Genomic DNA, 25,194 nt, shown 5'->3' on the forward strand with positions numbered 1-25,194 from the left:
GCATGTGGCAACTCTACCAATTTCCGCTCTGTCCCTTTTCGCGCAAGGTCCGGCTGCTGCTGGGCGAGAAGGGCGTCGGATACGAATTGGTCCGCGAATCGCCGTGGCAGCGGCGCGACGAGTTCCTCGACATGAATCCCGCCGGGCAGACCCCGGTGATGGTCGATGAGGAGCGCGGCGTGTTGCTGGTCGACTCGATGGCGATCTCGGAATATTTCGAGGAGACGGTCGAGAAGTCGGCGATGATCAACGGCACCGCCGTCGGCCGCGCCGAGATCCGGCGGCTGGTGACGTGGTTCGATACGCATTTCTATCAGGACGTGACCGGCCCGCTGCTCCACGAACGCATGGTCAAGCGCGTCGCGCGCACCGGCAGCCCGGACGCCAAGGGGCTGCGCGAGGCGATGAAGGCCGCCGTCGGCCATCTCGACTATACCGATTATCTGCTCGACCATCGCAACTGGCTGGGCGGCGCGACGATGAGCCTGGCCGATCTGGCGGCGGCGGCGCAGATTTCGGTCGCCGATTATCTGGGCGGCATCGACTGGAAGGGGCATGAGCAGACCGCGCGCTGGTATCGGGGGCTGAAGAGCCGCCCCTCCTTCCGCCCGCTGCTGTCCGAGCGGATGGAGATGGTCACGCCGCCGTCGCATTACGACAATGTCGACTTCTGACGCGCCTGCCGAGCGGATCGGGATCGAGGATTTCCTGGCGGTCGACATCCGCGTCGGCACCGTCATTGCCGCCGAGCCTTTCCCGGAGGCGCGCAAGCCCGCGATCAAGCTGACCATCGACTTCGGCGAGGGGATCGGTGTGAAGCGGTCCTCGGCGCAGATCACCCGGCATTATACGCCGGAAACGCTGGTCGGGCGGCAGGTGGCGGCGGTGGTCAACTTTCCGCCGCGCCAGATCGGGCCGATGATGTCCGAGGTTTTGACGCTGGGCTTTCCCGATGCGCAAGGGGAGGTGGTGTTGATCGCGCCGGATTTGGCGGTGCCCAATGGGGGGCGGTTGTTCTGAGGGTTTCCCTTGGCCTTCGACTTCGCTCAGGCGGAACGGCGCTAGGTACAAAACCCCGTTCAGCCTGAGCGAAGTCGAAGCCCACGCACCATCCCCTGTTAGCCTTAACATTACCCCTTGCACCCCAAGCCCCAAGGCGTACCATCCCCGTCCAACCGTAGGGACATAACCCACGGAGGACAGGAGGGGATATGACATCCAAACGCTGGGCCAGCCATGCACTGGCCGCTTTGCTAACGCTCTCGGTAGCGTCACCCGCCATGGCGCAGGCCGACAAGATGGCTCCGATCGCCATACCCGCGCAGCCGACCGCCATCCCGCTGAACACCGGGCCGCTGCCGGGTGCCAAGAACAAGGAAAGCTGGCACAGCCAGTATAACAGCGTCTTCGCCCGCAACGTGACCGAGGCGACGCTCACCCCCTTCCTGCCCGATCCCGCCAAGGCGACCGGCGCCGCCGTCATCGTCGCGCCCGGCGGCGGTTTCCGTACCCTTTCGATGCAGAATGAAGGCTGGGACGTGGCCAAGGCACTGGCCGATCGCGGCATCGCCGCCTTCGTCCTGAAATACCGGCTGAACCAGACGCCCGCCGACATGGCCGCGTTCGAAAAGTCGATGGCGGCGATGTTCTCCAGCGTGGCGCGCCCCGCCGCACGGCCGAACCCCGAGGACGCGTTGAAGGGCCTCGCGCCCCAGATCGCTGATTCCCGCGCCGCCTTCGCCCTGGTCCGCCAGCGTGCGGGCGAGTGGAAGGTCGATCCGACCCGCGTCGGCATGGTCGGCTTTTCGGCGGGCGCGATGCTGACGGTCGCCACGGTGCTCGACGGTCAGGCCAAGCCCGCCTTTATCGGCGACATCTATGGCCCGCTCCAGCCGATGACGGTGCCCGCCGACGCGCCGCCGATGTTCGCCGCGATCGCCGCCGACGATCCACTGTTCGCAGGGAAAGGCTTCGGCCTGATCGACCAGTGGATAGCCGCGAAGAAGCCGGTCGAGTTCCACCTTTATGGTCGGGGCGGGCACGGCTTCGGCATGTATCCGAAGAAGACGACCAGCACCGGCTGGTTTGACGCCTTTTACAAGTGGATCGTGATGGAAGGGTTTTTGAAGGCCAAATAATCCTCCCCGGTACGGGGAGGGGGACCGCCCGCAGGGCGGTGGAGGGGGTTTTCCACATAGGACGTACCTTGTGGCGATCCCCCTCCACCATGCTTCGCATGGTCCCCCTCCCCTTGCAGGGGAGGAATTTTCTTAATCCAGGCTCTTCGAGGCCTGCTCGAACAGGTCCTTCGACAGGCCCGGCGTCTCGACGATCCGCACCAGTTCGGCGCGCATCAGTGCGGAGCGCCTGGCGTCGAAGCGACGCCAGCGGCCGAGCGGCGGCAACAGCTTGGCGGCGGTCTGCGGGTTGAGCCGGTCGAGCGCGATCAGCTGATCCGCCAGGAAGCGATAGCCCGAGCCGTCGGCGGCGTTGAACGCACGCTGGTTCACCCCGAACGCCCCCAGCACCGCGCGCGCCCGATTGGGATTGGCGAGCGTGAAGTCGGGATGCCGGACCAGCCGCTCGACCACCGCGCCGGTGTCGCTGCGCGACGACAGCGCCTGGGTCTGGAACCATTTGTCGAGGACCAGCCCGTTACCGGCATAACGCGCATGGAAACACGCCAGCGCTTCCTCGCGCTCGGGCGCGTCGGAATGGACCAGCGTCGTCAGCGCTGCCTGCCGGTCGGTCATGTTGTCCGCCGTCTCGAACTGCGCGAAGGCCAGCGCGGCGGCGTCTTCCGCACCGCTGGCCGCGATATAGCCGAGCGCGACGTTGCGCAGGCGCCGCCGCCCCTTGGCCTCGGGCGAATAGACGTAAGGCCCCTGCGCCAGTTCGGCATAAAGCCGCCGCCAGGTCGGCAGCAGCGCCTGGCCCAGTTGCGTGCGCAGCGCCTCGCGCGCGGCATGGATCGCGTCCGGGTCGACCGTGGCGAGCTGGTCGCCGATGAAATTCTCCGACGGCAACAGCACGGCCTCGGCGAGGAAGGCCAGCTCCAGCCCCTCGGCCTCCAGCGTGCGGGTGACGGCGTCGATCACCGCCCGCCCCTTCATCTCGCCATGGATCGTGCCCGCGACCAGCGTGTCGAGCATCAGCTGCTGCATCGCCTCATAGCGGGCAAAGGGGTCGTCGTCATGCGCGGACAGGAAGGCGAGGTCTTCGGCCGTGCGATCGCTCTCGACCACGATGGGGGCGGAAAAGCCGCGATTGATCGACAGGATGGGACGTTCGGTGATGGCCTCGAACACGATCGTCTCGGCCGCCTGGTCGAGCAGGATCAGCGTCTCGTCGGTCAGCGGGCGGCCGGTCTCCGCACCGAACAGCCGGACCTTGAGCGGCAGCAGCATCGGCTGCTTCACGCTCTGCCCCGGCGTGGCGGGGACATGCTGGGCCAGGCGCAGCTCGGCGCGGCCGCCGCCGGGCTCGTGGGACAGGCCTGCCGAGACGCGCGGCGTCCCCGCCTGGGAATACCAGAGGCGGAATTGCGACAGGTCGACGCCGCCCGCTTCCTCCATGCAGGCGACGAAATCCTCGCAGGTCGCGGCCGTGCCGTCGAAGCGGCTGAAATACAGGTCGGTCGCGGCGCGGAACTTCACCGGGCCGAGCATGGTGGCCATCATGCGGATCAGCTCGGCGCCCTTGTTGTAGATGGTCGCCGTGTAGAAATTGCTGATCTCGATATAGCTTTCCGGGCGCACCGGATGGGCGAGCGGGCCGGAATCCTCGGGGAACTGGCTGGCGCGAAGCCCGCGCACATCCTCGATCCGCTTGACCGCCGCCGATCCCTGGTCGGCGGAGAAACACTGGTCGCGATAGACGGTGAAGCCTTCCTTGAGGCTCAGCTGGAACCAGTCGCGGCAGGTGATCCGGTTGCCCGACCAGTTGTGGAAATATTCATGCGCGACGACGGCGGCGATCGCGTCGTAATCGTAATCGGTCGCGGTGTCGGGGTCGGCCAGGATGTAGCGGCTGTTGAAGATGTTCAGCCCCTTATTCTCCATCGCGCCGAAGTTGAAATCGTCCACCGCGACGATGTTGAACACGTCCAGATCATATTCCCGGCCATAGACCCGCTCGTCCCACGCCATGGAGAGCTTCAGCGCATGGAGCGCATGGTCGGTCTTGGGCAGGTCGGCGGCGCGGACCCAGATGCCCAGTTGCACCTCGCGCCCGCCCATCGTGGTGAAGGTCGACGCATTGACCGCCAAGTCGCCCGCGACCAGCGCGAACAGATAGGATGGCTTGGGGAAGGGGTCGTGCCACTCGGCCCAATGCGTGCCGTCGTCATTCTCGCCATTCGCCACCGGATCGCCATTGGCGAGCAGCACCGGGTAGCGCAGCCGGTCCGCCGTCATCCGCACCCGGTAGACGCTCAGCACATCGGGCCGGTCGGGGAACCAGGTGATGCGGCGAAACCCTTCCGCCTCGCACTGGGTGCAGAGGTTTCCCCCCGAGGCATAAAGGCCCATGAGCTGGGTGTTGCTCTCGGGCGCGATCGACACCTCGGTCTCGACGACATGGCTATCGCCGGTCAGCGGCACGACCAGCTGTTCGCCCTCGATCCGCCAGTCGTTGACGGCGACGCCGTCGACCTTGACCGACAGCGGCGTCTGGCCAGCGCCGTCGAGCCGCAGGGGTTCGTCATGCGCGCCGCTGCGCGTGACGGTCAGCGCGGCGCGGACACGGGTGTCGGCGGGGTCGAGCGCGAAGTCCAGCGTGATCTGCGGCACCTCCCAGGCGGGGGGGCTGTAATCCTCGCGCCGGATGGCGGCGGGGGTGGTGCTGGGCTGGGCGGCGCTGCGCTGAATGTCCATCACGCGAATATAGCCGGGCGGGACCGCCGCGACCACCGGGCTGGTCAGGAAAAACCGGACCGCGTGTCCTGGGCGGGATCGACAATCAGATATGCCCATCTTCCCCTCTCCCCTCATCGAGGGGAGAGGGTTGCGCAGACTTGGCCTTTGCGAAAGCAAAGGCTTAGTCGGAGCTGGGTGAGGGGTGCAGCGCTCGCTTGCCGAGCGCGCGAGCCAAAGGCTCGCTCAACCCCTCACCCAAGCTGCGCTAGCCAGCAAGGCTGGCAAGCTCCGCTAACCCTCTCCCCTATCCAGGGGAGAGGGAAAATGGGGGCAGCCTAGATGGCACTCCGCCCTAAGCGGGGTTGATCGGCCAAGATGGCGTGATACGCCTATGCCACACCATTTCCCCGAAAGGTCCTGCATGTCGCGTATGACGGCTCTGCTGCCGCTGCTTCTCTTGTCCACCGCCGCGATCGCGCATGATCACGATCACCTGCCTTATCAAACCACTGGCACCGCGCCGGTCGAGGCGAAGGCGACGCGCAGCCCGGCCGAACGCAACGCCGTCATCACAGCGCCTCTCCCCGAGGATCAGGCCGCGATGAAGGCGCATGTCATGTTCCTGGCGTCGGACGCGATGGCCGGACGCGAGGCGGGGACCCGCGACTATGACATCGCCGCGCAATATGTCGCCGCGCAATTCTATGCGGCGGGCTTGCGGCCCGGCGGTGACCAGGGCGGCTATCTGCAGAAGGTGCCGCTGGTCGCGTACAATGTCGCCGACAAGGGCAGCGCCTTGTGGACCCCGGCGGGGGGCCAGGCACAGGAACTGGTCTTCGGCGAGGACTTCGTGCCATCGCCCGTGCCCAACGCGAAGGAAACCAGCCTGTCGGCGCCGGTCGTCTTTGTCGGTTACGGCATCGATGCCGCGCAATATGGCCTGATCGATTACAAGGGCGTCGATGTGCGCGGCAAGATCGTCGCCTTCGTCCCCGGTACGCCGGCAGGGCTGGGCGGCGAGGAGCGCGCCTTTTTCGGGTCGGCGGCGAACAAGGCCTCGCTGGCGGCGGCGCGCGGCGCGGTCGGTGCGATCCAGGTCGACATGCCCCGCGCCGGAGGACGGCAGCGGCCCTTCGCCTCGCTGGCCCGCTATTACAATGCGCCGCGCGTGACCTGGGCGAACCCGGACGGCACCGCGCATGCCATGACGCCGACGACCCCGGTGCTCGGCACCCTGTCGCAGGCGGGCGCGGCCAAGCTGTTCGGCAAGGGCTGGGACGCGGAGATGAAGGCCGCCGCCGCGCCGAAGCCGCGCTACACCCCGCTGGTCGCCAAGGGCACGCTGACCGTCGCCACCAAGACCAGCTTCAAGCCGATGGACAGCAGCAATATCGTCGGCCTGATCCCCGGCAGCGACCCCAAGTTGAAGAACGAGGTCGTCGTCCTGTCCGCGCATCTCGACCATATCGGCACCAACGAAGGGGGCGAGGGCGACCGGATCAACAACGGCGCGCTCGACAATGCGATCGGCATCGCCAGCCTGATCGAGGAGGCCAAGCGCTTCAAGGCCGCCACCCCGCCCAAGCGCACCGTCCTGTTCCTGGCGGTGACGGCGGAGGAGAAGGGGCTGGTCGGCTCCGACTATTTCGCCAACCACCCGACCGTGCCGTTGAAATCGATCGTCGCCGACGTCAATCTCGACATGCCGATCCTGACCTACAAGTTCGAGGATATGGTGGTGTTCGGCGCGGACCGCTCGACCCTGGGGCCGATCGTGCGCAAGGCGGTGGCGGCGATGGACCTGCCCGTCTCACCCGATCCGATGCCCGAGGAAGGCATTTTCGTCCGCTCCGACCATTTCCGCTTCGTGCAGAAGGGCATTCCCTCGGTCTTCCTGTGGCCGGGCCAGAAGGGACCGGGCAAGGCCGCGGTCGAGGATTTCATGAGCCACCGCTATCACCGGGTCGGCGACGAGATCGACCAGGGCATCGACTGGAGCCAGGGGCCGCGCTTCGTCAGCGTGAACTACGCCATCGCGCGCGAGATCGCCGACGCGCCCGAGCGGCCGGTGTGGAACAAGGGCGATTATTTCGGCACGCTCTACAAGGGACCGATGGCGGGCAAGTGAACAAGCCTCGGGCTTGGCACCAAATCCCCCAACCCCCGCTCGGGATAGACTTCGGCGCATAGCGCCGAAGTCGGAGGCCATGCGGGACCGCTGGTACATGTGCTTCGACTGCGCTCAGCACGAACGGAGATTGAGGCGATAGGCGGTTCATCATGGACGGAGACCAAAATCCCCTCCATCCGTTCAGCCTGAGCGAAGTCGAAGGCCACGCGGAAACGCTGGTATGTGCACTTCGACTTCGCTCAGTGCGAACGGAGGTTGGGTTGGTGGTCATGATGACGGCAGGCAGTTTCGAGGTATGAGCCGTTTGTTCGTCTTCGGCATGGGCTATGCCGCGGGTCATCTGGCGGCGTTGCTGGAAGGGCGTGGCTGGTCTGTGGCGGGGACGACCCGTGACGGGCGCGGCGGCACGCTTCGCTTCGACGATCGGGAACGGGTGGAGGCGGAGATCGCCGCCGCCACGCATATCCTGTCCTCCGTCCCGCCTGAGGGCGAGGTCGATCCGGTTCTCGTCACCTATGGCGTACAACTGGCCAAGTCGGACGCGTGGCTCGGCTATCTGTCCTCGACCGGCGTTTATGGTGACGCGAAGGGCGCATGGGTGGACGAAACCGCGCCTATCGGCTCGGGACGGCGCGCGGCGCGGGCGGCGGCGGATGCGGATTGGCAGGCCTTGGGCGCGCGGGTGTTCCGGCTGCCCGGCATCTATGGCCCCGGCCGCTCGCCGATCGACCGGGTTCGTGCCGGTCGCGCGCACCGGGTCGGCCTGCCCGGACAGGTGTTCAGCCGGGTGCATATCGCCGACATCGTCTCGGGCGTGATCGCCGGGTTCGACGGTCCGGCGGGCGCGTACAACCTCTCCGACGATTTCCCGTGCGATCAGGACGCGGTGGTGTCCTACGCCGCCACGCTCGCCGGACTGCCGCCGCCACCGCTGGTGCCGCTGGAGAGCCTGTCGGCGGCGGCGCGTGGTTTCTATGCCGAGAACCGGCGGGTGGCGAACGGCAAAGCCAAGCGGGTGCTGAACTGGCGTCCGCGCTATCCCGATTACCGGTTGGGCCTGCGCGCCTTGAGCGCGATGACCAGCCCGGCCGCCGTCACCGCCGCCCCCGCGCCCGCCAGCAGCGACCAGCGATAACCCTCGAACACCGTCGACAGGCTCATCGCGATGACCGGCACGATGACGCTGGAATAGGCCGCCTTGGCCGGGCCGATCGCGCGCAGCACCCGGTAATAGAGCGGGAAGGCCAGCGCCGAGGCGAACAGGCCGAGATAGAGGATGCCCAGCACATAGCCGGTGCGCATCTCGAACACCGGCGGCCCGTTCAGGCTATAGGCGATGACCGCATCCAGTGCCGAGCCGATCAGCATCGCGACGCTGAGGGTCGCGTGCATCGGGAAGCGCTTGGCGGTCCTGGTCGCCTGCATGACGTTCGCCGTGGAGGCGGACAGGATCGCCACGATGGTCAGCGCGATGCCGGTCAGCGCGCGGGCTGGCCCCGCCGGATCGACCCGCGCCTCGTGAACGAACAGCAGTGCTGCCCCCGCCATCGCGATGGCCGAGCCGACCAGCAGCTGCCGCCCCATGCGCTGCCCCAGGAACAGGCGCGCGAACCCGGCATTGGGGATCAGCAGCATCGCAAACACGACCGCGACCAGCCCGGAGGTGATGTAGCCCTCCGCATGATAGACGAAGTTGAAATTCAGGACGAACTGGAACAGCCCGATTCCGGCGGCGAACAGGAGGCCGGTGGTGCCCAGCCGGAAACTCTCCCGCTTGGCCAGCGCGAAGGCGCCCATGGCGAGGCCACCGACCAGGAAGCGATAGCTGACCGACCAGGTGGCGGGCACGACCGAAATCTGGTCGCGGATGACCAGCCAGGTCGATCCCCAGATCAGCGTGACGATCGCAAAGGGGATCAGGACGGCGGCGCGGGTCGAGCGGGGGGCGGTGTCGAACTCGCTCACAGTTTGGAGATCGCGTCGGCGAGACGGGCGACATGGTGCGCGTTGGTGTCCCAGGCGGTGACGAGCCGGATTTCACCCTCCGCCCAGTCATAGAAATCGAAGCCCTGTGCGCGGAGCGTCGCCGCTTCCTCCGGCGTGGCGCGCAGGAAGACCTCGTTCGCCTCTACGGCATGGACCAGACGCTCACCCGCCGCCTCGGCCAGTCGCTCGGCACAGGCATTGGCGAGCGCGCCGTTGGCGATCCACAGGTCGTTCTCGACCATCGCCAGCACCTGTGCCGCCAGATAGCGTCCCTTGGACATCAACAGCCCGGCGCGCTTGCGGCGGCGGCGGGTGGCGTCGGCGAGGCCGGGCTTGAAGAAGACCAAAGCCTCGGCACTCATCGCGCCATTCTTGACGAAGCCGAAGGACAGCGCGTCGACGCCCGACTGCCAGGTCAGCGCGGCGGGCGTGCAGCCCAGCCGCGCCACCGCATTGGCGAAGCGCGCGCCGTCCATGTGGAAGCTCAGGCCCCGCTCCTTCGCCAGTGCGCCGATCGCGGCGACCTCCTCGGGGTTGTAGACCCGACCATATTCGGTGGCGTTGGTGATCGACACGGCGTGCGGCTGGACCCGGTGGACGTCGTTGGCGATGGCGTCGATCAGGATGCGGATCGTGCCGGGGGTCAGCTTGGCCCCCTCGCCATCGGCCAGCATCAGCTTGGCGCCGTGCGTGTAGAATTCGGGTGCGCCGCCCTCGTCATTCTGGATATGCGAGTCGCGGTGGCAGACCACGCCGCCATAGGGCGGGCAGAGCGCGGCCAGCGCCAGGCAGTTGGCGGCGGTGCCGGTGGGCACCCACAACACCTCCACCTCGGTGCCGAACAGCTCGGACAGGCGCCCGTCCAGTGCCCTGGACCAGCGGTCGCCGTCATAGGCGGTGTCCATCTGGTCGGCACCGGCGATGGCCTCCATCACCCTGGGATGGATACGGGCGGCATTGTCCGAGAAAAAGCGCATGGCCCATGCGTTTGGGGGAGGCGGCAGAACAGGTCAACACCGCTCCCCCATATGGTGCGTCAGTGTGGCGCAAGGCCCAGTTCGACGCCGGTCTTGTCGTGCAGTGCGAAGCGGTCGACCAGGTCGGCGCTCGCCTGGTTATAGCCGATCACCTCGACGCTGGCGCCGTCGCGGCGCAGTCGCGCGACGATCTTGTCGAGCGCACCCACGCCCGAAATGTCCCAGAAATGCGCCGCCGACACGTCGATCACGACATCGCGGCCCGGCTCGGCCTGGAAAGCGCGGGTGAAGCGGTCGACCGAGGCGAAGAAGATTTGCCCCGTGACCCGGTAGCGGATCGTGCCCGCATCCTCGGTCCGTTCGACCGCGAACAGGCGGCGGACCTTTCCGGCAAAGAAGATGCCCGACAGTAGCACGCCCGCAGCCACGCCCTTCGCCAGATCATGGGTCAGGACGACCACCGCCACCGTGACCAGCATGACCACCGAGGAGGTCGGCGGATGGCGGCGCAGGTTCGGGATTGAGTTCCAGCTGAACGTGCCGATCGACACCATCACCATGACGGCGACCAGCGCGGGCATCGGAATACGCCCCACAAAGGGGCCAAGCCCGGCGAGCAGGATCAGCAGCACGACACCGGCGGTCAGAGTCGACAGCCGCTTGCGCCCGCCGGAGGTGACGTTGATGACCGACTGGCCGATCATCGCGCAGCCGCCCATGCCACCGACCAAAGCGGCGGCGATGTTGGCGCCGCCCTGTCCCATGCATTCGCGACGCTTGTCGCTGTCGCTGTCGGTCATGTCGTCGACGATCTGCGCGGTCAGCAGCGATTCGAGCAGGCCGACGGCGGCCATGGTCAGCGAATAGGGCAGGATGATGCGCAGCGTTTCCCATGTCAGGGGCACGTTGGGCAGGACCAGGCTGGGCAGCCCTTCGGGCAGGCGGCCCATGTCGCCGACCGTGCGCACCGGCAGGCCCATGGCGATGCTGACCGCCGCCAGCACCAGGATCACGACCAGCGGCGAGGGGACGGCCTTGGTCACGCGCGGCAAGAGGTAGATGATGGCGAGCCCCCCTGCGACCATCGCATAGCTGTGCCATGTCACCCCGGTCAGCTGCGGCAGCTGCGCCATGAAGATCAGGATGGCGAGCGCATTGACGAAGCCGGTGATGACCGAGCGCGACACGAACTGCATCACGAGGTCGAGGCGCAGCAGTCCCGCGCCGATCTGGATGACGCCCATCAGGATCGTTGCGGCGAACAGATACTCGACACCATGCTCGCGGACCAGCGGCACGACGACGACCGCCACTGCGGCGGTCGCGGCGGAGATCATCGCAGGCCGCCCGCCGGTGAAGGAAATGACGATCGCGATCGCGACCGACGCATAGAGCCCGACGCGCGGATCGACGCCCGAGATGATCGAAAAGCCGATCGCCTCGGGGATCAGCGCGAGGGCGACGACCAGTCCGGCGAGCACGTCGCGGCCAGCTTCGCCCGGGCTCGTGAACCATTGGGTTCGATAGGTTTGAACAGTCATGGAATACCAGAATTTCGCGCATGGCGACGCGCTCCCTGAAGACAGGAGCGGGGATAGGGCCATGCATTCTGTTGTCCGGCGGATCGGCGGCCGGAATAGCCACCCGGAATTTCACCGGGTCCTTGCGAATGACCGCGCGTTTAACGGGGAAGGGGTGGGCAGGGCAAGCCCCTTCCGGCTCACCGTTTTTGTTCGCACAGAGGCGCGGAGGACGCGAGAGAGCGATCGACATTCCTCCCCTGCAAGGGGAGGTGGCAGGCCGAAGGCCTGACGGAGGGGTGTAGCCGTTGGTCAGGTGGGACTGCACTCACCCCTGCCGACACCCCTCCACCATCCTGCGGATGGTCCCCCTCCCCTTACAGGGGAGGAATTGAGCAGATCGCTTCTCTGCGTCCTCCGCGCTTCTGCGCGAACCCGATCATCTTCGCGTCATCGCGGCTTCGCGCGAAGAAGGATGGATCCCGCGAAGTCGCGACGGCGCGAAGAGAGATAAGACGCCTCCCGTCCGAAAGCGTACCCTATTCCTCTTCGTCGCGCTCGTCGGGCGGGCGGCGATCCTCCGGGGGCGGACCGGCACGGTCGGGGCGGCGGCGGCCGGGGCCGACGGTGATCGAGCCATCGTCGCCGGTGCGTACGTCCAGGCCCAGGCCCTGGATGATCTCACCGACCGGATCGCTTTCGGTCGGGATCATCTCCTCGTCCATGCCATTGGAGATGGCGTCGGGATCGACCTCTTCCTGCACCACGGGTGCGGCGACCGGCGGGATGTCGAGCGCGGACTGCATGAAGGCGCGCCAGATGCGCGCGGGGACGCCGCCGCCCGACAGGCCGGGATTGGGTGTGTTGTCATCATTGCCGACCCACACGCCGACCACCAGATCGCGCGCGAAGCCGACGAACAGCGCGTCGCGCGAATCCTGCGTCGTCCCCGTCTTGCCATAGGCATCTACGGTCAGCAGCGCCTGCCGCCCCGTGCCCGTCTTGATCGAGGAGGACAGCAGGTCGAGCATCCCGTCATGCACCGCCGAGGAGAAGCCGGTCTTGCGCTCGGTCAGCGACTGGTACCAGCCCTTGTCCTTGACGTCGTTCAGCCCGCGCGCGGCGACCGGATAGCTTTCATTGGCGACCGCGGCATAAGCGGCGGTCAGCTCCAGCAGGCTGACGGTCGAGGTGCCGAGGCCGATGGTCGCCTCGTTCGGGATCGGCGTGGTGATGCCCAGGTCGCGCGCCGCCTTGATAACTGACTTCACGCCGACCGCCTGGGTCAGCCGCGCCGCCGCCACGTTGGACGAGCGGGCGAACGCCTGGCGCAGCGTGATCTTGCCCAGATAGCGGCCATCGCTGTTGCGCGGCTTCCACCCGGCGATATCGACCGGCTCGTCCTCGATGGTCGAGTCCGGCGTCATGCCCGAGCGCAAGGCGGCGAGATAGACGAACAGTTTGAAGGCCGAACCCGGCTGGCGCCGCGCCTGGGTCGCGCGGTTGAACGGACTCTTGGAATAATCCTTGCCGCCGACCATCGCGACGACGCGGCCGTCGGGGCGCATCGCGACCAGTGCGACCTGCGCCTGGTTCAGCCCGGCGCTGCGCACCGTACGCTCGGCGATCCGCTGGAGCCGGGGGTTGAGGGTCGTCTGGACGGTCGCCTCGGTCTTGATCTCGCCCGCCTGGTCGCGCGCCTCGGGGAGCACCCAGTCGGCGAAATAGGTGCCGCTGGGCAGGGTCTCGGGCCGCGAGGCGAGGACGCGCTGCGGCTGGACGGCATCGGCCTCCGCCTTGGTCAGGAAGCCCGCATCCTCCATCGCCGCGACGACGACCGCCTGCCGGGCGCGGGCGCCCTTCAAATTGGTGGTGGGCGCGAGGCGCGAGGGGGCCTTGACCAGCCCGGCCAGCATCGCGGCCTGGCCGATGTTCAGCTTGTCCGGCGTCCGGCCGAAATAATGTTTCGACGCGGCGGTGATGCCGTACACATTGTCGCCGAAATAGACGTTGGACAGATAGCGCGACAGGATCTCGTCCTTGGTCAGCCACGCCTCCAGCCAGAAGGCGATCATCGCCTCGCGGATCTTGCGGCCTGCGGTGCGGTCGGAATCGAGGAACGCGTTCTTCGCCAGCTGCTGGGTGATGGTCGATCCGCCCTCGCGCACCCCGCCCGAGCCGATATTGTGCCAGGCGGCGCGCAGGATACCGCGCGGGTCGATGCCCCAGTGCGAGTAGAAGCGCCGGTCCTCGATCGCCATGAACGCCTCGCGCACATGGGCGGGCAGCTTGGCGGCATCGACCGGCGCGCCGATGATCGCCCCGCGCCGCGCGATCGGCGTGCCGTCATCGGCGGTCAGCGTGATCGAGGGCGGCGTCGGCGGCTGGAGCGAGCGCGACAAAGGCGCGGTGACGGCCAGCCAGGCGATGGCGATGACCAGCAGGATGATGCCCGCCCCCATGCCCCGCGCGATCCACCGGCCCCAGCGGATATTCCGACGCGGCCGCTCGGGCGGCGCATCGTCCTCGTCGGGGCCGAAGGTCCAGCTCTGCGTCTCCGCATCATAGAGCGGATAATGGGGGCCGACCGGCTCGTAAGGCCGGTCCAGCGGGGTACGGTCGGGATTAAATGGGTCGGGGCGCATCTGGGGTTCCGGCGATCGGCCTCGCGTGTATTACTTTACCAGAACACCGCGCGCAAGCTCATGCACGTGTTTACCCTGTTTGCGGCACCTCCGGCAAGCGCTCCGCCGGGGGCGTGTCGATGATGAGGCCCGCCCGGTGCGCGACGATGGTCGGGACCAGCGCCTGCCCCGCCACGTTGATCGCGGTCCGTCCCATGTCGAGGATTGGATCGATGGCCAGCAGCAGCCCCGCACCCTCCAACGGCAGGCCCAATGTGGACAGCGTCAGCGTCAGCATGACGACCGCGCCGGTCAGCCCGGCGGTCGCCGCCGAGCCCAGCACCGATACCAGCACGATCAGCACATAATCGCCGACATGCAGCGGCAGGCCATAATATTGCGCGACGAACAGCGCCGAGATGGCGGGATAGATGGCGGCGCACCCGTCCATCTTGGTGGTCGCGGCAAAGGGGACCGCAAAGGCCGAATAGGCGCGCGGCACGCCCAGCCGCCGCTCCACCGCGTCTTCGGTCACGGGCAGGGTGGCGATCGACGAGCGCGAGACGAAGCCCAGCTGGATGGCGGGCCAGGCGGCGGCATAGAACCGCTTCGGGGACATGCCGTTGGCGAGCAGCAAGAGTGGATAGACCACGAAGAGGACAAGGCCGAGGCCGATATAGACCGCCAGCGCAAAGCTGCCGAGCGCGGACAGCGACTGCCAGCCATAACGCACGATCGCATTGCCCAGCAGTGCGCCCGACCCGAGCGGGGTCAGCCGGATCACCCAGGACAGGATGCGCCGGAAGATGGCGAGCGCCGAGGCGTTGAACGACAGGAAGCCCTCGCCCTTGTCGCCGACCCGCACGGCCGCGACACCGATCGCAACCGCCATGACGATGATCTGCAGGATGTTGAACGACAAGCCGGTCTTCAGCGCGCCATTGTCGCCCGCGCTCGTCGAGGCGGACAGGCCCAGGATGTTGGACGGGATCAGCCCGCGCAGGAAGTCCAGCCAGGAGCCCGCCGTATCGGGCCGCACCGCGCTGCCCGGCGCGACGCCCGCATGCAGACCGGGTTGCAGCACGGTGCCCAGCGTCAGCCCGATGGTAACGGCGATCAGCGCGGTGATCGCGAACCAGATGAAGGTGGCCGCGACCAGCCGGGCGGCATTGTTCAGGTCGCGCAGCGCCGCGATCGACGCGACGATGGCGGTGAACACCAGCGGGACGACCAGCACCTTGAGCAGCTGGACGAAGCTCTCACCGACGATGCGCAGGCCCTCGGCCAATCCGGCCAGGCCCTGCGACCGGGCGAGCAGGCCGAGCAGCAGGCCCACGGCCATGCCGACGAACACCTGCGCGCCGAAAGAAAAACGGAATCTCATCCGACCATAGCTAGCAAGCCGGCGAAACGATCCCAATCAAGTTTTGCGTGGGGGTAAGAAAGCTCCCCATTGCGGCCTTTTGAGAAGGCTGGGGGAGAATGGTGCTGCCGGTGAGGATTGAACTCACGACCTCAGCCTTACCAAGGATGCGCTCTACCACTGAGCTACGGCAGCACTCGCGTTTCACCGCGGGAAGCGCGCCTAGAGACGATTGGGCGGGCATTGTCAAGCGCCCTTTGTGCGGATTATGCGAAATGCCATGGCAAAAGACGAACGGGCGGAGCGGCTGGCGGCGGCGCTCCGGGAAAATCTGAAACGGCGAAAGGCCCAGGCGCGAGAGCAGGGCGAAGGGCCTGCGCCCGATCCCGCCCCGCGCGACGAACCCGCCTGAACGTTCAGCGGGAGGCGATCAGCCCCAGGACCAGGGTCAGGCCGCCCAGCCCCAGCGACAAGGCCCAGCGCAACCTGGCCCAGCCCGCGACGGCCCGCATCGCGTCGCCGATCCGAAGGTCGGCGAGCGGCGTGATCATGATGACGAGGCCCAGCAGGATCAACGCGACCCGGATCGAGCCGCCCGCCAGCAATGGCGGCAGCAACAACGCCCATCCGATCAGGCTGGGCAGCACCGCGACCAGATAGGGCCAGCCCCGCGCGTCGCGGCGCAGCAGCGCCTCCATCCACCACATGCCGCCCAGGAAGGACAGGATCAGCGCGCCGTAGAGCCCGCCGCCGATCGTCGCGGGCAGGGTCAGCGCCGGGTCGACCAGCGCCAGCGTGACGCAGAGCAGGGGCGGCAGGACTCCGGCCACGCCCAGGATCAGCGGTGGTCGTGGCAGATGGTCGTGATTCATCGCGGCATTCCCGGAACGTGACGTTGCGGAGTGGCTACGCAGGGGCCGTGCGATGGTTCATTCGGGGCAAACACGATCCCCCCAGTGGCGGGGAGGACGCCATATGAATCCACCCCTCCCCTTCAGGGGAGGGGCCGGGGGTGGGGCGCTTCCGCAAGCGCGGCGTTCGTGGAAAGGCCCCACCCCAACCCCTCCCCTGAAGGAGAGGGGCTTGCGTCGATTCAACGCAATGTCGTCCCGCTCTATATCTCCAGCCGCAGCGAGGCGCGGACCGTCCTTGGCGCGCCGGGATAGATCCACAAGCGGCTGTACGAACTCGCGGCATAGCGTGCATCGAACAGGTTGTCGGCCTCCAGCCGGAAGCGCAGCTGGTCGGTGACGGGCATTTCGACCGCCGCCTTGACCTTTACATAGGAGGGCAGGACCAGCGGCCGTGCATCGAGCGAGCCTGCGCGGTCGCCGACATAGGCGACGCCGCCGCTCAACTGCCAGTCGCGCCCGGCGATGGGCAGTTGGTGGACGACCAGCACCGTCCCCGAATGCGCGGGCACACCCAGCACCGCCGGGGTGGCGAAGCTCTTGTCGTCGTTGCGGGCATGGACCCAGGCATAGTTGGCGATCACCTGCCACCGGCGGGCCAGGCGCAGCGAGGCGTCGGCCTCGATCCCCCGGCTGTTCATCCGGCCGACCGGCGCGTTGAAACCGGGATCGACCGGATCGGTGGTCAGGATGTTGCTCTTGGCGATGTCGAACCAGGTCATGCCCAGGTCGAGCCCGGCCCAGCGGCCCGCAACGCCGACTTCATAGCCACGCGCTTCCTCCGGTTGGAAACCCTCGCCGGTGCGGCCCGTGCCGGAATTGAGCAGGAAGGATTCGCCCCAATTGGCATGGACCGACACATGATCGTCCACCGCATAGCGCGCGCCCGCACGGAACTTGACCGGCTCGTCAACGATCTGTCCGACCCCGCCGGTGCGGTTGTTGACGATCTTCTGCCGATAGGGATCGACCCGCGCGCCGCCGACCAGGGTCAGCCGGTCGGTCACCGCCCACATATCCTGGACGTACAGCGTGCCCGCCCAGCGATTCTCGTCATTGTTGGTGAAGGGCAGGAGCGGCGCGGCCGTGCCGCCATAGGTCGATGCCGGATCATAGAGATCGACCGCATAGGGCGCCGCCGCCGACGGATTGCGCCGCATCCAGCGCTCGCCATAGGTCATGCGATAACCCTTGATGCCGACGCTCAACTGGTGCCGCCCGACCGTTCCCGCCAATTCCAGCCGCGCGGCCAGATCGTCGATCACGAAATCGCGCGAACGGCGCTGGCGCCAGACCTGGGTGCCGACGATGCGCGACTGGTCCGCCGAAAAGCCCTTGAGCGAGCCGGTCCGCCAGACCACGCCGCCGTTCAGCGTCCAGCCGCCGCCCAGTTGCGCCAGCCCGGTCAGCTGGTGCCGCTCGTTGCGGAAGCGGGTGAGGCCGTTGGACGGCTCGCCATAATAATTCGAGCGGGGCAGGGCATTGGCATCGTCGCCGACCGCCGGGATGCCGCGATCGAACGGCGTGTCGAACTGCATGAACTCGGCCAGATAGGTCAGGCGCAGCGCATCGCTCGGCGCCCAGGTCAGCGAGGGGGAGACCACCCGCCGCTTGAGCGACACCGTGTCGCGCCAGCCATCGCTGTCCTCGGCCGCGACGATGATTCGCGCGGCGAAGGTGTCGGAGAGCGGCCCCGTGGCATCCGCCTCGACCCGGCGGGTGTCGAACGAGCCATAGGTCGCGGTCAGCCGGGCCGAGGAGGTGAAGCGCGGCATCTTGGAGACGATGTTGACCCGGCCGCCCGGATCGACATCGCCGAAGATCGCACCCGCCGGACCTTTCAGCACCTCGATCCGCTCGACCGTGGCGGGGTCGCGGGGCGGCACCATGCCGCGATTGGCGATGAAGCCGTCGACATAGAATTCCGCGCCGCCGTCCGGCGTGCCGAGAAAGCCGCGAATCGCGAAATTGTCGAGCACGCCGCCGCGGTTGTTCTGCTGGCTGAACCCGCTGACCAGTTCCAGCGCGTCGTTCAGGCGGTACGTGCCCGCCGCCTGCAACACGTCCTGCTCCAGCGAGCGGCTGGACTGCGACATGCGCGCGGTCGCGGGATCGGAGGACAGGGTGCGGTCGACCGAGCGGCGGGTGCCCAGGACCACGATGTCCGAACGATCCTCGGCCTGTTCGCGCGTATCGGCTTCCTGCGCATTGGCGCACAGCGGCATGGCGCATGAGGCCATGGCAAGGGACAGGACGGCAAGACGGGAACGACGAAGTAAGGAGTCGGTGACGGCCATGGATGATCCGGTGATATGGTATGTTGCAACGTCTCATAGGGCGACGATTCGGCAAGGCAACACTTCGGCCCGGCTATTCTGAAAAAAACGTCATGCCGTCCTTCATCGTCCGGACTGGATGACGCGCGGCTTTCGGGCTAGTCCATCCGCCCGTGAGGATCGCGATCATCGACACCAGCACGACGCGCGCGGCGATCATTGCCGAGGGCCTGCGCGAGGCCGGATTGGACGATCAGGTGCTGATCGACCCCGCCGGGCCGATCGTCCGCCAGATCGAGGCGTGCGCGCCCGAGGTGGTGCTCATCAATCTGGAAAATCCCGGCCGTGACCTGCTGGAGGATTTTTTCGCCATGTCGCGCGCGGTGGACCGCCCGATCGCGATGTTCGTTGACCAGTCGGACGCCGAAAGCGCGCTGGCGGCGGTCGATGCGGGGGTGTCGGCCTATGTCGTCGACGGTCTGGCGAAGCAGCGGATCAAGCCGGTGCTCGACGTCGCGATCCGCCGCTTCCAGGCCTTTTCGCGGCTCCAGGCCGAACTGGCCGAGGCCAGGACCGCACTGGCCGACCGCCAGACGATCGATCGGGCCAAGGCGATCCTGATGCGGCGTCGCGGCATCGACGAGCCGGCCGCCTATGCGCTGCTGCGCGGCCATGCGATGCAGTCCAACCGGCGCATCGCCGAGGTGGCCGAGGCGATCGTGACCAGCGAGGCGCTGATGGGAGATTTGCCGTGAGTCTCGACCGGTTCCGCATCGGCTTCGTGCCGCTGGTCGACGCTGCGCTGCCGATATTGGCGCATGAGCTGGGTTTTGCCGAGGAACAGGGGGTGGCGGTCGATCTGGTGCGCGACGTCACCTGGGCGGCGGTGCGCGACCGGCTGCTCTATGGGCATACCGACGCCGCGCACATGGTCGCGCCGCTCGCCATCGCAACCGCGCTGGGGCGGGATCGTCCGGCGGTGCCGATGGCGGTGCCCTTCGTACTGGGGTTGAACGGCAACGCCATCACCTTCTCGACCGCACTGGGCGAGGCGTGCGGGCTGGGCGAGGGGCTGGGCGATCCGATCGCGGTGGGGGCGGCCCTGCGCGAGGTGGCGGCGCGGCAGCGTCTGCGCTTCGGGGTGGTGCATCGCCATTCCAGCCATAACTACATGCTGCGCTACTGGCTGGCCGGGGTCGGCATCCGGCCGGACATGGATGTCGATATCGTCGTGACCAGCCCGCCCTTCGCCGCCGATGCGCTGGCGGCGGGCGAGGTGGACGGTATCTGTGTCGGCGAGCCGTGGAACTCGATCGCGGTCGATCGCGGCGTCGGGCGGATCGCGCTGGCCACCGCGCAAATCTGGCGGCGCGGCGTCGAAAAGGTGCTGGCGATGCGCAGCGACCAGGCCGAGGAGCGGCGCGACGCAGTATTGCGGCTGATCCGCGCGCTCCACGCGGCGGCGGCGCATTTCATCGATCCCGAGACGGTCGAACAGAGCGCCGAAATCCTGTCGCGCACCGCTTATCTCGACGCGCCGGTGGGCGCGATCCTGCGCGCGATCACCGACCGCATCCGCGTGGTGCCGGGCGGCGAGCCGGTCCATTATCCCGATTTCATGTTCCAATATCGCGAGGCGGCGAACTTCCCATGGCGCAGCCAGGCGGGCTGGCTCTATGCGCAGATGGTGCGGTGGGAGGGGCTGTCCTTCTCGAACGCGGACGCCGCCACCGCGCAGGGCGTGTTCCGGCCGGACCTGTACCGCGCCGCGCTGGCGGGGTCGGGCGCACCGTTGCCGGGGGCAAGCTCCAAGCTGGAGGGCGCGCTGGTCGAGCCGATCGGGGCGGGGTCGACGCAAGGGCGGCTGGTGCTGGGCAGCGATCCGTTTTTCGACGGGCGGGCGTTCGACCCGGATGATATCCCGGGGTATTTGAAGGAGTTGCCGTAACGATCCTCCCCGGAACGGGGAGGGGGACCGCCGCGAAGAGGTGGTGGAGGGGGATCTCCACAAAGGGTGAACTATGTGGAAGCCCCCCTCCGTCAGCGCTTCGCGCTGCCACCTCCCCGTTCCGGGGAGGATGTTTTTGCTGCGATTGCGAAAGGGTCTTGCGCGCCGCTGGCGAATCAGGCAGTTTTCGAGTCGTCCGGCAATGGCGTCGGACACGAGATAACGGCGATCGCCGCTCCAACGACGGGGTGGCGCGCTGGCGGAAGCGGGGCTGTCCCACTTTCCGCTTGGAGGCAACGAAGCCGCCAGGATGCGACCCGCAAGGGTCCCGCGTCCTGGCGGCTTTTTTCGTTTCGGGTCCCGGCGACCCCACGGAGGCGGCACGATGGCGACGGCATTCTGGGATGACGACAAGGCGGCGAAAGCGGCGGACGATGGCGGCTTCTGGGCTAGCGGTCATACGCCGACGCTGATCGCGGCGTTTCTGTATTTCGATCTGGCCTTCATGGTCTGGGTCCTGCTCGGCCCATTGGCGCCGCAGATTTCGGCCAGCCTGTCCCTGACCCCGGCGGAAAAGGGCGTGATGGTCGCGGTGCCGACGCTGGCGGGGGCGGTGCTGCGCGTCGTCAATGGCCTGCTGGTCGACCGGATCGGGCCGAAGCGGGCGGGTGCGATCAGCCAGTTGATCGTGATCGGCGGCCTCTTCTCGGCCTGGGTGCTGGGGGTGAACAGCTTTGGCGGCACGCTGGCGCTGGGTGTCATCCTGGGCTTTGCGGGGGCGAGCTTCGCCATCGCGCTGCCCCTCGCCAGCCGCTGGTATCCGCCCGAGCATCAGGGCAAGGCGATGGGCCTGGCGGGCATGGGCAATTCGGGCACGGTGCTGGCCGCCTTGTTCGCGCCCGCGCTCGCCAAGCTGTTCGGCTGGAACGCGGTGCTGGGTCTGGCCTGCCTGCCGCTGACCCTCGTCTTCTTCGCCTATATGGTCATGGCCAAGGATGCGCCGGGCGCACCGCCGCCGCGCCGTCTGGTCGAGTATCTGGCGCCGTTGAAACAGGCCGATGCCTGGTGGCTGATGGGCTTCTACGCCGTCACCTTCGGCGGGTTCGTCGGGCTTGCCGCCAGCCTGCCCATCTATTTCACCGACCGCTTCGGTCTGACCCCGGTGCAGGCCGGTTATGCCACGGCGGCCTGTGTCTTCGCCGGGTCGCTGGTCCGGCCGATGGGCGGCGCGCTGGCCGATGCGATCGGGGGCGTGAAGGCGCTGCTCGGCGTGTTCGCCGCCGCCGCCGTCACCCTGACCGGCGTGGCGATGGTCGACGGGTTCGCCGCCTCGCTCGCACTGTTCGTCCTGTCGATGCTGGCGCTGGGGGTCGGCAATGGTTCGGTGTTCCAGCTGGTGCCGCAGCGTTTCGCCGCCGAGATCGGCGTGATGACCGGCCTGGTCGGCATGGCGGGCGGGATCGGCGGCTTCTACCTCGCCTCGTCGCTGGGCTTCGCCAAGCAGTGGACGGGCAGCTTTTCCGGCGGCTTCCTGATCTTCGCCGCGCTGGCCCTGATCGCGCTGGCGGGCCTGATGCTGGTCAAGACCCGCTGGCGCCGCAGCTGGGGCGCGGCCGAGGGCGTGCGGATCTGATGCTTTTCCTCTTCCACGGATCGAACCGATGAAACACGAAGTCCTGAGCGTCGCCAAGGTCGACACCCGCGAGCATTTGATCGTCGTCGGCAACGGCATGGCCGGATGCCGCGCGGTCGAGGAATTGCTGGCCCGCGATCCCGCGCGCTATCGCATCACCATCTTCGGCGCCGAGCCGCTGGTGAACTATAACCGGATCATGCTGTCGCCGGTGCTGGCGGGCGAGAAGACGTTCGACGAGATCGTCATCAACGGCCTCGACTGGTATGAAGATAACGGCATCACCCTGGTCAGCGGCGATCCCGTCACCGCGATCGACCGGGACGCGCGCACCGTCACCGCGCAGAGCGGCATGGTGCTGGACTATGACCGGCTGCTGATCGCGACCGGCTCCGATCCCTTCATCATCCCGGTGCCCGGTCACGACCTGCCCGGCGTCATCAGCTTTCGCGACATGAAGGATGTCGAGCATATGCTCGCCGCCGCCGAGCGGGGTGGCAGCGCGGTAGTGATCGGCGGCGGCCTGCTGGGGCTGGAGGCGGCGCATGGCCTGTCCTTGCGCGGCATGACCGTCACCGTCCTCCACCTGATGCCGACGCTGATGGAGCGGCAGCTGGACGAGGCGGCGGGCTGGCTGCTCAAACAGGCGCTGGAGGCGCGCGGCCAGACCGTGCTGACCGGTGCGGACACCGCCGCGATCCTGGGCGATGGCAAGGTGGAGGCGATCCGCCTGAAGGACGGGCGCGAAATCCCCGCCGATCTGGTCGTCATGGCGGTCGGCATCCGCCCCTCGGTCGCGCTGGCCCGCGCGGCGGGACTGGAGGTCGGGCGCGGGATCAAGGTGGACGACCATATGGTCACCTCCGATCCCCGCATCCTGGCGGTCGGCGAGTGCGTCGAGCATGACGGGCAGGTCTACGGCCTGGTCGCGCCGCTCTGGGACATGTGCCGCAGCCTGGCCGATGCGTTGACCGGCGCACCCTCGGGCTATCGCCCCACCGCCACCGCGACGAAGCTGAAGGTCGCCGGGCTCGACGTCTTCTCGGCGGGCGATTTCGGCGGCGGCGACGGCGCGGAGGACATCGTGCTGCGCGATGCCGCCCGCGGGATCTACAAGCGCGTCGTGGTCAAGGACGACCGGATCGTCGGCGCGGTGCTCTACGGCGACACCGCCGACGGCAACTGGTATTTCGACCTGCTCAAAAAGGGCGAGAGCGTCGGCGACATTCGCGACGCGCTGATCTTCGGCCAGGCCTTCGCCTCGGGAGGGGGGCAGGCGGACCCTAAGGCGGCCGTTGCGGCGCTCTCCGACACGGCGGAGATTTGCGGCTGCAACGGCGTCACCAAGGGGCAGGTCGTGTCGTGCATCGCCAAGGGTGCGCACAGCCTGGATGCGGTCCGCGCCACCTGCAAGGCGTCGGCGAGCTGCGGTTCGTGCACCGGGCTGGTCGAGAGCCTGCTCGCGCTCACCCTGGGCGACGAGGTGGAGGCCGGGCCGAAGACCATGTGCAAATGCACCAGCTTCGGCCATGACGATGTGCGCCGCGAGATCGTCGCGCAGGGCATGAAGTCGATCCCCGAAGTCATGCAGAAGCTGCACTGGTCGACCCCGGACGGTTGTTCGTCCTGCCGCCCCGCGCTCAATTACTATCTGCTCTGCGCGCTGCCGGGCAAATATGTCGACGACCAGCAGAGCCGCTTCGTCAACGAACGCATGCACGCCAATATCCAGAAGGACGGCACCTATTCGGTCGTCCCGCGCATGTGGGGTGGCATCACCAGTCCGAAGGAACTGCGCGCGATCGCGGACGTGGTCGAGAAGTTCAACGCGCCGATGGTCAAGGTGACGGGCGGCCAGCGGCTGGACATCTTCGGCATCAAAAAGGAGGACCTGCCCGCCGTTTGGGCCGATCTGAACGCCGCTGGGATGGTCTCGGGCCATGCCTATGGCAAGTCGCTTCGCACGGTGAAGACCTGTGTCGGCTCCGAATGGTGCCGTTTCGGCACGCAGGATTCGACCGGGCTGGGCGTCAAGCTGGAGCGGGCGACCTGGGGATCGTGGATGCCGCACAAGTTCAAGATCGCGGTGTCGGGCTGTCCGCGCAACTGTGCCGAGGCGACGATCAAGGACTTCGGGGTAGTCTGCGTCGATTCGGGCTACGAACTCCATGTCGGCGGCAATGGCGGGATCAAGGTCCGCGCCACCGACCTGCTCTGCAAGGTCGCGACCGAGGCAGAGGCGATGGAAATGTGCGCCGCTTTCGTCCAGCTCTATCGCGAGGAGGCGCGCTATCTGGAGCGGACCGCGCCGTGGATCGAGCGGGTTGGCCTTGCCTATATCCAGTCGCGCCTGCTGCCCGATGAAGAGGCGCGCGCCGAACTCGCCCGTCGCTTCTTCCATTCGCAGAGCTTCTCGCAGGATGACCCCTGGGCCGCGCGCGTCGCGGGCGAGGAACGCGAAATCCATGCGCCGATGGCGCGCTTCCAACCTGTTGGAGAGATGGCATGACCTCTGGTTCCTTGGCGGGCGAATGGCTCGATATCGGCTGGGTCAATGAAATCCCGGTGCGCGGCAGCCGCACGGTGCAGGTCGAGGGCGGGAACGACATCGCCGTCTTCCGCACCGGCGAGAACAAGGTCTTCGCGCTGCTCGACCGCTGCCCGCACAAACATGGGCGGCTGAGCCAGGGGATCGTCCATGGCGGTGCGGTGGCGTGCCCGCTGCACAATTGGCGGATTTCGCTGAGCACCGGCGAGGCGCTGGGTGAGGACAAGGGCTGCACGCCCGTGGTGCCGGTGAAGATTAGCGGCGGTCGCGTGCTGATCTGCCGCGCCAGCACCCTGAAGGCGGCGGCGTGAGGAGCGGGCACTTTTCTCCCCTCCCCTTCAGGGGAGGGGCTGGGGGTGGGGCCTCGCCACAAGCGTTGTGCCTGCCGAACTGCCCCACCCCAACCCCTCCCCTGAAGGGG

The 25,194-nt window shown here is 67.5% G+C and carries 19 protein-coding genes, 1 tRNA gene and 1 other annotated feature; of the genes, 11 read left to right on the forward strand and 9 right to left on the reverse strand.

Annotation, left to right across the window (positions count from 1 at the left end; translation table 11 throughout):
• The first annotated feature begins 2 nt into the window (after window positions 1-2).
• The 3 genes from BSZ14_RS06185 (at window position 3) to BSZ14_RS06195 (ending at window position 2,138) form a co-directional block, all read left to right on the forward strand.
• Complete coding sequence (locus tag BSZ14_RS06185) at window positions 3-674, forward strand: glutathione S-transferase family protein (protein WP_042487586.1); 672 nt, start codon at window positions 3-5, stop codon at window positions 672-674.
• On the forward strand, window positions 661-1,020 hold the full coding sequence (locus BSZ14_RS06190; RefSeq protein WP_042487583.1) for a tRNA-binding protein: 360 nt from the start codon (window positions 661-663) through the stop codon (window positions 1,018-1,020). Before BSZ14_RS06185 ends, BSZ14_RS06190 begins: the two co-directional genes overlap by 14 nt.
• A 191-nt stretch (window positions 1,021-1,211) precedes the next feature.
• A complete protein-coding gene (locus BSZ14_RS06195) occupies window positions 1,212-2,138 on the forward strand; it encodes an alpha/beta hydrolase (protein WP_076710261.1) in 927 nt (308 codons plus the stop codon).
• Window positions 2,139-2,270: 132 nt separating this feature from the next.
• Here the strand turns inward: BSZ14_RS06195 and pepN are convergent, their stop codons facing one another.
• Window positions 2,271-4,874 (reverse strand): aminopeptidase N, encoded by a 2,604-nt coding sequence (pepN, locus tag BSZ14_RS06200; RefSeq protein ID WP_198930461.1) that lies wholly within the window; start codon window positions 4,872-4,874, stop codon window positions 2,271-2,273.
• Window positions 4,875-5,277: 403 nt separating this feature from the next.
• Between pepN and BSZ14_RS06205 the strand changes: the two genes are divergently transcribed.
• Both BSZ14_RS06205 and BSZ14_RS06210 read left to right on the forward strand, forming a co-directional pair.
• Window positions 5,278-6,984 carry a M28 family metallopeptidase gene (locus tag BSZ14_RS06205; protein WP_076710262.1) on the forward strand — a complete coding sequence of 569 codons (1,707 nt, stop codon included), beginning with the start codon at window positions 5,278-5,280 and terminating at the stop codon, window positions 6,982-6,984.
• A gap of 298 nt (window positions 6,985-7,282) precedes the next feature.
• A complete protein-coding gene (locus tag BSZ14_RS06210; protein ID WP_076710263.1) occupies window positions 7,283-8,122 on the forward strand; it encodes an NAD(P)-dependent oxidoreductase in 840 nt (279 codons plus the stop codon).
• Here the strand turns inward: BSZ14_RS06210 and BSZ14_RS06215 are convergent.
• The 6 genes from BSZ14_RS06215 to BSZ14_RS06240 form a co-directional block, all read right to left on the reverse strand.
• On the reverse strand, window positions 8,032-8,952 hold the full coding sequence (locus BSZ14_RS06215; RefSeq protein ID WP_042487575.1) for a DMT family transporter: 921 nt from the start codon (window positions 8,950-8,952) through the stop codon (window positions 8,032-8,034). The two genes, BSZ14_RS06210 and BSZ14_RS06215, sit on opposite strands and share 91 nt — an antisense overlap.
• On the reverse strand, window positions 8,949-9,950 hold the full coding sequence (locus BSZ14_RS06220) for a threonine aldolase family protein (protein WP_076710264.1): 1,002 nt from the start codon (window positions 9,948-9,950) through the stop codon (window positions 8,949-8,951). Before BSZ14_RS06220 ends, BSZ14_RS06215 begins: the two co-directional genes overlap by 4 nt.
• Before the next feature lie 59 nt (window positions 9,951-10,009).
• Complete coding sequence (locus BSZ14_RS06225; RefSeq protein ID WP_076710265.1) at window positions 10,010-11,491, reverse strand: SulP family inorganic anion transporter; 1,482 nt, start codon at window positions 11,489-11,491, stop codon at window positions 10,010-10,012.
• A gap of 69 nt (window positions 11,492-11,560) precedes the next feature.
• Window positions 11,561-11,616 (reverse strand) — a sequence feature (sul1 is cis-regulatory element that is thought to sense ions involved in sulfur or methionine metabolism; They are found in Alphaproteobacteria).
• A 393-nt stretch (window positions 11,617-12,009) separates the two neighbouring features.
• Window positions 12,010-14,115: a transglycosylase domain-containing protein gene (locus BSZ14_RS06230; RefSeq protein ID WP_042487594.1), complete on the reverse strand. Its 2,106-nt coding sequence runs from the start codon at window positions 14,113-14,115 to the stop codon at window positions 12,010-12,012.
• 70 nt (window positions 14,116-14,185) lie between these two features.
• Window positions 14,186-15,478 carry a dicarboxylate/amino acid:cation symporter gene (locus BSZ14_RS06235; RefSeq protein ID WP_076710266.1) on the reverse strand — a complete coding sequence of 431 codons (1,293 nt, stop codon included), beginning with the start codon at window positions 15,476-15,478 and terminating at the stop codon, window positions 14,186-14,188.
• A gap of 99 nt (window positions 15,479-15,577) precedes the next feature.
• A tRNA-Thr gene (locus tag BSZ14_RS06240) sits at window positions 15,578-15,652 on the reverse strand.
• An 85-nt stretch (window positions 15,653-15,737) separates the two neighbouring features.
• Here BSZ14_RS06240 and BSZ14_RS20165 point away from each other — a divergent pair.
• Window positions 15,738-15,869: a hypothetical protein gene (locus BSZ14_RS20165; RefSeq protein ID WP_274533643.1), complete on the forward strand. Its 132-nt coding sequence runs from the start codon at window positions 15,738-15,740 to the stop codon at window positions 15,867-15,869.
• A gap of 4 nt (window positions 15,870-15,873) precedes the next feature.
• Here BSZ14_RS20165 and BSZ14_RS06245 read toward each other — a convergent pair whose 3' ends face one another.
• Window positions 15,874-16,329 (reverse strand): DUF3429 domain-containing protein, encoded by a 456-nt coding sequence (locus BSZ14_RS06245; protein WP_076710267.1) that lies wholly within the window; start codon window positions 16,327-16,329, stop codon window positions 15,874-15,876.
• 242 nt (window positions 16,330-16,571) lie between these two features.
• A complete protein-coding gene (locus BSZ14_RS06250) occupies window positions 16,572-18,665 on the reverse strand; it encodes a TonB-dependent receptor (protein ID WP_076710268.1) in 2,094 nt (697 codons plus the stop codon).
• Window positions 18,666-18,817: 152 nt separating this feature from the next.
• Here BSZ14_RS06250 and BSZ14_RS06255 point away from each other — a divergent pair, with 152 nt between their 5' ends.
• The 5 genes from BSZ14_RS06255 (at window position 18,818) to nirD (ending at window position 25,084) form a co-directional block, all read left to right on the forward strand.
• A complete protein-coding gene (locus BSZ14_RS06255) occupies window positions 18,818-19,399 on the forward strand; it encodes an ANTAR domain-containing response regulator (protein ID WP_076710269.1) in 582 nt (193 codons plus the stop codon).
• On the forward strand, window positions 19,396-20,592 hold the full coding sequence (locus BSZ14_RS06260) for an ABC transporter substrate-binding protein (RefSeq protein WP_076710270.1): 1,197 nt from the start codon (window positions 19,396-19,398) through the stop codon (window positions 20,590-20,592). Before BSZ14_RS06255 ends, BSZ14_RS06260 begins: the two co-directional genes overlap by 4 nt.
• A gap of 385 nt (window positions 20,593-20,977) precedes the next feature.
• On the forward strand, window positions 20,978-22,225 hold the full coding sequence (locus BSZ14_RS06265; protein WP_042487554.1) for a nitrate/nitrite transporter: 1,248 nt from the start codon (window positions 20,978-20,980) through the stop codon (window positions 22,223-22,225).
• A 28-nt stretch (window positions 22,226-22,253) separates the two neighbouring features.
• Complete coding sequence (nirB, locus tag BSZ14_RS06270) at window positions 22,254-24,734, forward strand: nitrite reductase large subunit NirB (RefSeq protein WP_076710271.1); 2,481 nt, start codon at window positions 22,254-22,256, stop codon at window positions 24,732-24,734.
• Complete coding sequence (gene nirD, locus BSZ14_RS06275; protein ID WP_076710272.1) at window positions 24,731-25,084, forward strand: nitrite reductase small subunit NirD; 354 nt, start codon at window positions 24,731-24,733, stop codon at window positions 25,082-25,084. The genes nirB and nirD overlap by 4 nt, the downstream gene beginning before the upstream one ends.
• Window positions 25,085-25,194: the final 110 nt, after the last annotated feature.

Origin of the sequence: Sphingomonas sp. Sph1(2015) (assembly GCF_001970915.1) — a bacterium.
Lineage (GTDB): Bacteria > Pseudomonadota > Alphaproteobacteria > Sphingomonadales > Sphingomonadaceae > Sphingomonas > Sphingomonas parapaucimobilis.

Bases quoted from the DNA above. Each gene is read 5' to 3' on its own strand.
- BSZ14_RS06185 (WP_042487586.1), top strand. From the start codon at position 3: ATGTGGCAACTCTACCAATTTCCGCTCTGTCCCTTTTCGCGCAAGGTC.
- BSZ14_RS06190 (WP_042487583.1), top strand. From the start codon at position 661: ATGTCGACTTCTGACGCGCCTGCCGAGCGGATCGGGATCGAGGATTTC.
- BSZ14_RS06195 (WP_076710261.1), top strand. From the start codon at position 1,212: ATGACATCCAAACGCTGGGCCAGCCATGCACTGGCCGCTTTGCTAACG.
- pepN (WP_198930461.1), bottom strand. From the start codon at position 4,874: ATGGACATTCAGCGCAGCGCCGCCCAGCCCAGCACCACCCCCGCCGCC.
- BSZ14_RS06205 (WP_076710262.1), top strand. From the start codon at position 5,278: ATGTCGCGTATGACGGCTCTGCTGCCGCTGCTTCTCTTGTCCACCGCC.
- BSZ14_RS06210 (WP_076710263.1), top strand. From the start codon at position 7,283: ATGAGCCGTTTGTTCGTCTTCGGCATGGGCTATGCCGCGGGTCATCTG.
- BSZ14_RS06220 (WP_076710264.1), bottom strand. From the start codon at position 9,950: ATGCGCTTTTTCTCGGACAATGCCGCCCGTATCCATCCCAGGGTGATG.
- BSZ14_RS06225 (WP_076710265.1), bottom strand. From the start codon at position 11,491: ATGACTGTTCAAACCTATCGAACCCAATGGTTCACGAGCCCGGGCGAA.
- BSZ14_RS06230 (WP_042487594.1), bottom strand. From the start codon at position 14,115: ATGCGCCCCGACCCATTTAATCCCGACCGTACCCCGCTGGACCGGCCT.
- BSZ14_RS06235 (WP_076710266.1), bottom strand. From the start codon at position 15,478: ATGAGATTCCGTTTTTCTTTCGGCGCGCAGGTGTTCGTCGGCATGGCC.
- BSZ14_RS20165 (WP_274533643.1), top strand. From the start codon at position 15,738: ATGGCAAAAGACGAACGGGCGGAGCGGCTGGCGGCGGCGCTCCGGGAA.
- BSZ14_RS06245 (WP_076710267.1), bottom strand. From the start codon at position 16,329: ATGAATCACGACCATCTGCCACGACCACCGCTGATCCTGGGCGTGGCC.
- BSZ14_RS06250 (WP_076710268.1), bottom strand. From the start codon at position 18,665: ATGGCCGTCACCGACTCCTTACTTCGTCGTTCCCGTCTTGCCGTCCTG.
- BSZ14_RS06265 (WP_042487554.1), top strand. From the start codon at position 20,978: ATGGCGACGGCATTCTGGGATGACGACAAGGCGGCGAAAGCGGCGGAC.
- nirB (WP_076710271.1), top strand. From the start codon at position 22,254: ATGAAACACGAAGTCCTGAGCGTCGCCAAGGTCGACACCCGCGAGCAT.
- nirD (WP_076710272.1), top strand. From the start codon at position 24,731: ATGACCTCTGGTTCCTTGGCGGGCGAATGGCTCGATATCGGCTGGGTC.